At 61.5% G+C, this 9,022-nt stretch carries 9 protein-coding genes and 1 riboswitch; of the genes, 6 read left to right on the top strand and 3 right to left on the bottom strand.

Going from position 1 to position 9,022, the window contains the following annotated elements; all coding sequences use genetic code 11:
• The first annotated feature begins 131 nt into the window (after positions 1 to 131).
• The 6 genes from Q0072_RS04805 to Q0072_RS04780 all read left to right on the top strand — a co-directional run bounded on the left by Q0072_RS04805 (position 132) and on the right by Q0072_RS04780 (position 6,131).
• Positions 132 to 1,346, top strand: a complete 1,215-nt coding sequence (locus Q0072_RS04805) for an NADP-dependent isocitrate dehydrogenase (protein ID WP_298326487.1) — start codon at positions 132 to 134, stop codon at positions 1,344 to 1,346.
• 141 nt (positions 1,347 to 1,487) lie between these two features.
• Positions 1,488 to 2,543: an SGNH/GDSL hydrolase family protein gene (locus Q0072_RS04800; protein WP_298326484.1), complete on the top strand. Its 1,056-nt coding sequence runs from the start codon at positions 1,488 to 1,490 to the stop codon at positions 2,541 to 2,543.
• Positions 2,544 to 2,632: 89 nt separating this feature from the next.
• Positions 2,633 to 3,679, top strand: a complete 1,047-nt coding sequence (locus Q0072_RS04795; RefSeq protein ID WP_298326481.1) for a putative zinc-binding peptidase — start codon at positions 2,633 to 2,635, stop codon at positions 3,677 to 3,679.
• Between the two features lie 93 nt (positions 3,680 to 3,772).
• Positions 3,773 to 4,390, top strand: coding sequence for a DUF2939 domain-containing protein (locus tag Q0072_RS04790; RefSeq protein WP_298326477.1), 618 nt, complete (start codon positions 3,773 to 3,775; stop codon positions 4,388 to 4,390).
• Between the two features lie 38 nt (positions 4,391 to 4,428).
• Positions 4,429 to 5,352 carry an AEC family transporter gene (locus tag Q0072_RS04785; RefSeq protein WP_298326475.1) on the top strand — a complete coding sequence of 308 codons (924 nt, stop codon included), beginning with the start codon at positions 4,429 to 4,431 and terminating at the stop codon, positions 5,350 to 5,352.
• Positions 5,353 to 5,375: 23 nt separating this feature from the next.
• A riboswitch (yybP-ykoY riboswitch) is annotated at positions 5,376 to 5,524 on the top strand.
• 37 nt (positions 5,525 to 5,561) lie between these two features.
• Positions 5,562 to 6,131 carry a TMEM165/GDT1 family protein gene (locus Q0072_RS04780; RefSeq protein WP_298326472.1) on the top strand — a complete coding sequence of 190 codons (570 nt, stop codon included), beginning with the start codon at positions 5,562 to 5,564 and terminating at the stop codon, positions 6,129 to 6,131.
• 2 nt (positions 6,132 to 6,133) lie between these two features.
• Here the strand turns inward: Q0072_RS04780 and Q0072_RS04775 are convergent, their stop codons facing one another.
• The 3 genes from Q0072_RS04775 to alaS all read right to left on the bottom strand — a co-directional run.
• Positions 6,134 to 6,910, bottom strand: coding sequence for a glucose 1-dehydrogenase (locus tag Q0072_RS04775; protein WP_298326469.1), 777 nt, complete (start codon positions 6,908 to 6,910; stop codon positions 6,134 to 6,136).
• Positions 6,911 to 7,003: 93 nt separating this feature from the next.
• Entirely contained in the window at positions 7,004 to 7,252 is a 249-nt protein-coding gene (locus Q0072_RS04770; RefSeq protein WP_298326467.1) for a hypothetical protein, read from the bottom strand.
• A 10-nt stretch (positions 7,253 to 7,262) separates the two neighbouring features.
• The coding region (gene alaS, locus Q0072_RS04765) for an alanine--tRNA ligase (protein ID WP_298326464.1) at positions 7,263 to 9,022 on the bottom strand (1,760 nt) is incomplete at its 5' end.

Here is a 9,022-nt window from a genome sequence, read left to right as displayed (position 1 = left end):
GTGCGCCGGCGCTTCCAGATCAGCTAAAGTCCATTTGCGCCGCTCACCTTTTCGGCTATAGCGAAGCGTCAGCGCCGAGTGCGACCCTGTGCGTCGCCTCATGTGCGCTTCGTTCAGAGAGGACATTCGCAATGGCCAAAATCAAGGTGGCGAACCCGGTCGTCGATATCGACGGCGATGAAATGACCCGAATCATCTGGCAGCTTATCAAGGACAAGCTGATCCACCCCTATCTCGATATCGATCTGCAATATTTCGATCTGGGCATGGAACACCGCGATGCCACCGACGATCAGGTGACCATCGACGCCGCCAACGCCATCAAGGCCTGCGGCGTGGGCGTCAAGTGCGCCACCATCACCCCGGACGAAGCCCGCGTGAAGGAATTCGGCCTCAAGAAGATGTGGAAGTCGCCCAACGGCACCATCCGCAACATTCTGGGCGGCGTCGTGTTCCGTGAGCCGATCATCTGCAAGAACGTGCCGCGTCTCGTCCCCGGCTGGACCCAGCCGATCGTCGTCGGCCGTCACGCCTTTGGTGACCAGTACAAGGCCACCGACTTCCTCGTCCCCGGCCCCGGCAAGCTTACCATCAAGTTCCAGGGCGACGACGGTCAGGTCATCGAGCACGAAGTGTTCCAGTTCCCGTCTTCGGGCGTGGCCATGGGCATGTATAACCTCGACGACTCGATCCGTGATTTTGCCCGCGCCTCGTTCGAATACGGCATCGCGCGCAACTATCCGGTCTATCTTTCGACCAAGAACACCATCCTCAAGGCCTATGACGGCCGCTTCAAGGACATTTTCCAGGAAATCTTCGACGCCGAATACGCGGCGAAGTTCAAGGCACTGGGCCTGACCTATGAGCACCGTCTGATCGACGACATGGTCGCTTCGGCGCTGAAGTGGTCGGGCGGTTTCGTCTGGGCCTGTAAGAACTATGACGGCGATGTGCAGTCGGATACGGTCGCGCAGGGCTACGGTTCGCTGGGCCTGATGACCTCGGCTCTGGTCACGCCGGACGGCAAGATCATGGAAGCCGAAGCCGCCCACGGCACCGTCACCCGTCACTATCGTCAGCATCAGAAGGGCGAGGCCACCTCGACCAACTCGATGGCGTCGATCTTTGCCTGGACGCAGGGCCTGAAGCACCGCGCCAAGCTGGATGACAATGCCGAGCTGAAGCACTTTGCCGAGACGCTGGAAAAGGTCTGCATCGACACCGTCGAAGCGGGCTTCATGACCAAGGATCTGGCGCTACTGGTCGGCGATACGCAAGGCTGGCTGACCACCGAAGGCTTCCTCGACAAGATCTCCGAGAACCTGTCGAAGGCTTTGGCGGCCTAATCCACATGAGGGGAACGCCGTTCCCCTCATGTGTCCTATTCAAGTCGTTAGGCCGTCCGTTCGCGGGCGGCCTTTCTTTTTGCGCTCACTTGACAGTGACAGCGCTATCATCCTTCATGCCGAAAAACAGGGAGACTCAAGATGACAAAGGCGCTTTGGCTGGCCGGATGGCTTTTGGCGGGAACGAGCTTTGCGGCCATCGCCTCTGCCGACACCCTGCCCCTGCACAGCGGCGGGCGCTCGGCGGCCCCGGCCCATACGCATCAATGGCCGGGTGTCTATTTTGAGACCGCGACGGCCTCAAAGGCGGTCACCCTCAGCTTCGATGACAGCATCAATATCTATAAGCTGTACCTCAACGGTGAGGTGGTGAAGGTCATCGAAAAACCCGGCCAGACGACGGTGCGCTTCGATAGCAAAAGCACAAAGGCCGTGGACGTCTATCGCCTCGAAAAGATCACCGAATCGCAGGGCCAGACCGGCCGTTTCATCGGTTTCAGCGCCGACCAGCCCGCCGCCCTGACCGCCCGCGCGCGTCAGATCGAATTCATCGGCGATTCCTACACGGTCGGCTACGGCAACACCTCGCCAAAGCGCGACTGCACCAATGACGAGGTGTGGGCGACGACCGACACGTCTCAGGCCTTTGGACCGCTGACGGCCAAACATTATGAGGCCGACTATCAGATCAACGCCTTTTCCGGTCGCGGAATCGTACGTAATTACAATGGCTTTATCGGCGATCCTCTACCAAAACTTTATCCCTACAGCCTGTTCGATGGCAAGACCGCCTACGAGGCCACTGGGTGGCAGCCGCAGATCATCGTCATCGGACTGGGCACCAATGATTTTTCTACCGCGCTCAATCCGGGTGAAAAGTGGACGACGCGTGAGGCTTTACAGGCCGATTACCGCGACACCTATGTCGCCTTCGTCAAGTCATTGCGGGCGAAAAACCCGCAGGCGCACTTCCTCCTGATGGCCTCCGACGGGGCCAATGGCGAGATTCGCGCGCAGGTGACTCAGGTGGCCAGGGCGTTGAAAGACAGCGGCGAAACGCGCCTTGATACGCTGTTTTTCGATGGGCTGGACTTTGGCGGCTGCCACTATCATCCGTCGCTGGCCGATGACCGCAAGATAGCCGGCCTGATACAGGGCTGGATCGATGCTCATCCGGCGGTGTGGCAGGGGAAATAGCCTTACCGGCCCTTTGCACGGGCCCGTCCGCGCACCCTTTCACACTTACAACCGCTGCATTAGGGTCGCGGCACAGGAGCCCCACCCGAATGAAGCTGTTTACCTGCGCCCAATGCGGCAACACCCTGTTTTTCCATAACCGCGCCTGCGTCAGTTGCGGGGCGCGGCTGGGTTTTTCGCCGAACAGCCGTGATCTGCACGCCCTGATGCCCGCAGGCGACGATCGCTGGCAACCGGTCAATGGCGGGGACAGCTATCGCTTCTGCGCCAATGCCGCGACGGATGTGTGCAACTGGCTGGTGCCCGAAGGCGATGGCTCAGCCTATTGCCGTGCCTGCCGCCACAACCGCCTGATCCCCAACGATCTCGATCAGTTCCGGCGTATTATCGACGCCCAACACCGTCTGTTTTACGCCTTTCTCAAATGGGACCTACCCGCCCCCGACCGCAGCGAAGACCCGGAGGGCGGGCTCGTTTTCGACTATCTGGAGGACGCACAGGCTCCGGACGGCACCTTCCACAGCGCCATGACCGGTCATGACGAAGGCGTCATCTCCATCCGCGCCGCCGAGGCCGACGACGCGGTGCGCGAAAGCGTGCGCAGTCAGATGGGTGAGCCCTATCGCACCCTGCTCGGCCATTTCCGCCACGAATGCGGACACTTTATCTGGAACCGGCTGGTGCGCGATGCCGGAAAACTTGCGGCCTGCCGCGCGGTTTTTGGTGACGATGAGGCCGATTATCAGGCTTCTATCGAGCGCCACTATGCCGAAGGACCGCCCCCCTTCTGGGCCGACAGCTATATCAGCGCCTATGCCTCCATGCACCCGTGGGAGGACTTTGCCGAAACCTTCGCCCACGTCCTGCACATTACCGATGCTCTTGAAACCGCTCACTATTATGGCATGACCATCAAGACCAAAGCCGATGAGGGCGTCGCGGCCGAGGTCGATTTCAAGCCTTATCGCGTCACGGATTTTGAACGGCTGGCCGAAGCCTGGGTGCCGCTCAGTCTGGCCATCAACTCGATCCACACTGCCATGGGCGAGCGGCCGCTCTATCCGTTTATCCTAACCCCCACCGTGCGCAATAAGCTCACCTTTGTGCACCGGCTGATCACCGGTCAGGCGGTTTAGCCACACCTGCGCAAGAATTGGAGAAGCAGACGCGACAGGGCGTTATTTTCGTGTTAACCCTGTTTTTCAGCGCCTTCAGGGGGAACTGTCCGCGTGTTCAAGACCTTATCCATCGCCATCATCGTCGCCGCTCTGGCCGCCCTGTTCGGTTTCGCCATCGGCCCGGTCTGGGCCTTTTACGACCTGCGTTCGGCGGCGGAGTCCGAGGACATCCAGAGCCTGTCGGAACTGGTCGCCTTTGACGACGTGCGCGCCAGCCTGAAGGCGCAGTTGTGGGCCGATGCCAAGGGCACAACGACCGCCGACGCCCCTGCGCCCAATGTCATCAAGGACCCACTGGGGGCCATCGGTCGCGCCATTACCGACCTGACCGCGCCCGCCCCCAAACAACCGGTGATCGACGTCAATTCGTACCTGACGGCCAAGGCTCTGTTGGCCCTCTCCTACGGGGCCGGCAAAGACGCCAATGTGGTCGAGCCGCGCGAATTTGCGCCCAAGCCGCCCCTGCCGACCGTCCTTTACTGGAGCATTGACCGCGCGCGTCTGGGGATAAAGCAGCCCGACATCGGCACGACGGTGTTCACGCTGAAACGCAAGGGCCTCTTCACCTGGCAGGTGACGCATATCGGCCTGCCCGATCCGGAAGCCGAAGCCGCCGCCTCGGGCTCAGTTTCGGGATCGGGCAGCAGCGATTTCGGTCCCGACAAATAGGGCTTTTCTTACCCTCTGGCAGGGCGTAAAGCCCTGCCATGCTGGAAACCCTGAGCCGCGTTCTGCTGTTTTTTGCCTTTGTCGGTCTGGGGGCGCTTCTGGCGCGTACCGGGCGGCTGAAATCCGAAGGGCTGGATGGCTTAAGCGCTTATTTCTATTGGCTGGGCTTTCCTGCCTATCTGGTCCACGCCTTTGCCAATCTGCCGCGACCCGACGCCCTGCATGTGGGCTGGCTGGGCGTCTATGCGCTGGCTTTCGCGGTATCGTCGGGGCTTTGCCTCCTGGCCGCCCGGCGCTTCGGTGCCACACGCGGCGAAGCCACCGGTGCCGGCATGGCGGCCTTTATTTCCAACAGTGCCTTTCTCGGTCTGCCCATACTGGCCGGTCTTCTGGGGCCGCAGGTGATGCAGGTGGCCCCCCTGCTGTTTGTCGCCGACTTTCTGATTCTGTTTTTTATCGGCTGTGCCGGCCTGTCGGTCGCGTCGGGCCACGGTGTGGGTCTGGCGCTCAAACGCACAATGCAAAACCCTACCGTGCTGGGCTCGCTGTTGGGGGTCGGGCTGATGCTGGCGGGCGTGAAGATCCCACCGATGTTCGATCAGATGCTCGATATACTGGGTCGCTCCTCCGTGCCGGTGGCGCTTGTGGCGCTAGGCGGCATGTTAGGCCTTATGCCGTTGAAAACGCTGCGCTCTGTTACGCCCGTGACCGCCATTGCCGTGGTGGGTAAGCTGCTTCTGGCCCCCGCCGTAATGGCCGTCGCCATGCACCTGTTCGGCGCGCCGCCCTTGATGTGGAAGATCGCTGTCTTCCTGTCGGCCTGCCCCACGGCGGTCAGCGTCTTCATTCAGGCGCGCATGTACGGCCTGTGGTACGAAGGCGCGGCGGTGTCCATCGCCCAATCCACCGTCCTTTCGCTGTTTACCCTGTCGGGTCTGGCGCTCCTCTTGACTCATCTCTGACCCGCGTCTATCAAGCCCGCGTTCCTTCGGGGAGTAACCGCGCCTGAGCGTTGTTTCAGGCGGATTACGTCAACACACTTGTCTGGCATGGACATGGCGTAATCGCAACAGGTGAGACCGACGACCTGCCTTGCCGCCATAAGTGACTGGCCGCGGTGAAGCACGTCGTTGTGTGTCAGAACCTGGCCGGTCACAGACAAGATTTTACCGTGGACGCCTTCCTCAATTCGACCGCCCTCGTCGCCTTTTCCGAAATCGGTGACAAGACGCAGTTGCTGGCCCTAATTCTGGCCGCGCGCTATCACAAATCCATTCCGATTATCTGGGGCATCTTCATTGCCACGGTGGCGAATCACGCGCTGGCCGCCGGGGTCGGGCATTTTGTCTCCGGACTGGCCCTGACAACCTGGATGCCGTGGATCGTGGCCATCGCCTTTATCGCGCTGGGTCTGTGGGTCCTGATTCCCGACAAGATGGACGACGATGAGGCCCCGAAAAAGGATTACGGCCCCTTCCTCACCACCCTGATCGCCTTCTTTCTGGCCGAAATGGGCGACAAGACGCAGGTAGCCACGGTGTTTCTGGGGGCCAAGTACGAAGACGCCTTTGCCTGGGTCGTGCTCGGCACCACCTTCGGCATGATGCTGGCCAATGTCCCGGCGGTGCTGTTCGGCGACAAGGTGCTGAAGATCGTGCCGATGAAGGTCGTCCGCTATGCGGCGTCTGGCCTGTTTATCGCTATCGGCCTCTATTCCTTCTGGCAAATATTCAATAGTTAAAACTACTTAGGCGAGGCCGCCGTGCCCGCCAGAACGCCGCCGTCGATGTTGAATTCCGAACCGGTGATGAAGGTCGCTTCATCCGAGGCCAGAAGCAGCACGACGGCGGCGACCTCATCGGGCCGCCCGAATCGGTGCAGCGGCGTGCCGGCGGCGACCTTTTCCTTATCGGCTTCGTCCTTCAGCATGGCCTCCCACATCGGCGTCAGAATCGCCGCCGGATGCACGGAATTACAGCGGATATTCAGCCCCTCCTCCGCACAATAGAGCGCCACCGTCTTGGTGTGGTTGCGCACGGCGGCTTTTGAGGCCGCATAGGCCGCCTGATGCGGGATGCCGACCAGCCCCGACCGCGACGACATATTGATGATCGAGCCAGTGCGATCCGGGCGCATCACGCGAATCGCGTGCTTGCAGCCCAGAAACACGCCGTCCGTATTGACCGTCATCACCCGTCGCCAGTCTGCGAGCGTGGTGTGCTCCGGATCATTTTTTGCGTCGGCGCGCCCGGTAATGCCCGCATTATTGACCAGCACGTCCAGCCGCCCGAAATCGGCCACCACCGAATCGAGGACGGCGATCCATTGCGCCTCATCGGAGACATCGAGCTGGCGAAACACCGCGCCGGTAAGCTCTGCCGCCAGCGCCTCGCCTTCGCGGGGGTCGATATCGGCGATGATGACCCGCGCCCCTTCGGCGGCAAAGCTGCGCACAATGGCCTTGCCGATGCCCTGCGCGCCACCGGTGACCAACGCCACCTTGTCCTTCAAGCGATCCATGCAGCTCTCCTTTAGAGCGCAATCCGATAAAGTGGACACCACTTTTCGGAAAAATTGCGCGACAAAACAGAAATTTAGAGCGGGATGATGCTTCTACTTAAAATCATCCCGCTCTAGATCATTATGATTTCTGGTAGAAACATAATGATCTAGATTTTTGTTTAGCCCCTCGCCGGGCGGTGGCTGCGCCACCTTGGCCGCCGCCTCAATGGCGGCTTGTGCGGAATGATTCCATTTGAAATCATTCCGCTCTAGCGGGATTGCAGCATATGCGACGCCCGCAAAGCAATCGGCAAATGTGAAAAAGGCCGCCCGCGAACGGACGGCCCTTTTCGTTTTCATGCGGAGGTGATCAGACGATGGCCGCCTTGATGGCGTCCAGTCCGGCTTCGGCCTTCGTAGCGTCCGGCGCGCCGCCTTGCGCAAAGTCCGGCTTGCCGCCCGCGCCCTGACCACCCATGGCGATCACGGCCGCCTTGGCCAGTTCGGCGGCGTTGAAACGGCCGGTCAGGTCGGGCGTCACCGCCACGGTCACCGCCGCCTTGCCGTCCAGCACGCCGACCAGCGCCACAACGCCAGAGCCAACCTGCTTTTTGAAGTCTTCGGCCAGCGGACGCAGATCCTTACCACCCACGCCATCAAGTACACGGGCGATCACCTTGACTCCATTGATCTCTTCCGGACCGGACGCCGCCCCACCGCCACCGACGGCCAGCGCGCGCTTGGCTTCGGCCAGCTCTTTTTCGAGGCGCTTGCGGTCGTTGACCAGCGCTTCGACACGGGCCGACACCTGCGCCACCGGCACCTTGAACTGATCGGCCAGCGAACGCGCCACGCCCGCCTGCTCAAGCAGATACTGACGCGCCGCTTCGCCGGTAAAGGCTTCGATACGGCGCACCCCGGCAGCGATGCCGCTTTCGGAAATGATCTTGAACAGGGCGATATCGCCCGTGCGCGACACGTGGGTGCCGCCGCACAGTTCGACCGAATAGCCCTTATCCGCGCCATCGAGCGCGTGACCGAGGCTGAGGACGCGGACCTCATCGCCGTATTTTTCACCGAACAGCGCCACGGCACCGGCTTCAATCGCCTCAGCGGGGGCCATCATCTTCGTCGTGGCCGCCTCGTTTTGCAGGATAACGGCGTTGACCTCGGCTTCGATGCGCTCGATTTCTTCGGCCGAGACGGGTGCGCCGTGGCTGAAGTCGAAGCGCATCCGCTCGGCATCGACCAGTTGCCCCTTTTGCGCCACGTGCGGCCCCAGAACGTTTTTCAGTGCCGCGTGCAACAGGTGGGCGGCGGAGTGATTGGACTTCGTCGTCTGACGCTTGGCGCCATCGACGTGCAGATGCACCATATCGCCGACCGCCAGAACGCCTTCGGTGATTTCGACATCATGCACGATCAGGTCGCCGGCCTGCTTTTGCGTATCGAGCACGCGGCCTTCGCCCCCGGCCCAATGCAGGGTGCCGGTATCGCCCGCCTGCCCGCCGCCTTCCGGATAGAAGGCCGTGCGGTCGAAAACGACCTGCAAACGCTCACCGACCAGACCTTCGCTGACCGACTCGCCGTCGCGGACAATGACGCGGGCGTGCGATTGGGTTGAAAGGTGCTCGTAGCCGACAAATTCCGACGCCCCGGCCTGATCGCGGATCGAGAACCATTCGGCCTGCACGGAGGTTTCGCCGGAACCCTTCCAGTTGGCGCGGCCGCGCTGCTTCTGTTCTTCCATCGCCGCTTCGAAACCGGCGACATTGACGCTCAGGCCCTTGGCGCGGATGGCGTCCTGCGTCAGATCGAGCGGGAAGCCGTAGGTGTCGTAGAGCTTGAAGGCCACTTCGCCTTCCAGCATGTCGCCGTCTTTCAGATTGGCGGTCGCTTCGTCCAGCAGGGTCATGCCGCGGCCCAGCGTGCGGCGGAAACGTTCTTCTTCCTGGCGCAGGGTTTCGACGATGGTCGCCTCGGCGCGTTTCAGTTCGCCGTAATGATCGCCCATTTCGCGCACCAGAACCGGCGCCAGACGCGGCATCAGCGGCTCATTGGCCCCCAGCAGATAGGCGTGGCGCATGGCGCGGCGCATGATGCGGCGCAGGACATAGCCCCGGCCTTCGT

It is taken from the genome of Asticcacaulis sp. (genome assembly GCF_027484505.1).
Classification (GTDB): Bacteria; Pseudomonadota; Alphaproteobacteria; order Caulobacterales; family Caulobacteraceae; genus Asticcacaulis.
This window is presented reverse-complemented; position numbering and strand designations above follow the sequence as displayed.

What these genes read in the sequence shown, in the direction of transcription:
- Q0072_RS04805 (WP_298326487.1), top strand. Translation starts at nt 132, where the DNA reads ATGGCCAAAATCAAGGTGGCGAACCCGGTCGTCGATATCGACGGCGAT.
- Q0072_RS04800 (WP_298326484.1), top strand. Translation starts at nt 1,488, where the DNA reads ATGACAAAGGCGCTTTGGCTGGCCGGATGGCTTTTGGCGGGAACGAGC.
- Q0072_RS04795 (WP_298326481.1), top strand. Translation starts at nt 2,633, where the DNA reads ATGAAGCTGTTTACCTGCGCCCAATGCGGCAACACCCTGTTTTTCCAT.
- Q0072_RS04785 (WP_298326475.1), top strand. Translation starts at nt 4,429, where the DNA reads ATGCTGGAAACCCTGAGCCGCGTTCTGCTGTTTTTTGCCTTTGTCGGT.
- Q0072_RS04775 (WP_298326469.1), bottom strand. Translation starts at nt 6,910, where the DNA reads ATGGATCGCTTGAAGGACAAGGTGGCGTTGGTCACCGGTGGCGCGCAG.
- Q0072_RS04770 (WP_298326467.1), bottom strand. Translation starts at nt 7,252, where the DNA reads ATGAAAACGAAAAGGGCCGTCCGTTCGCGGGCGGCCTTTTTCACATTT.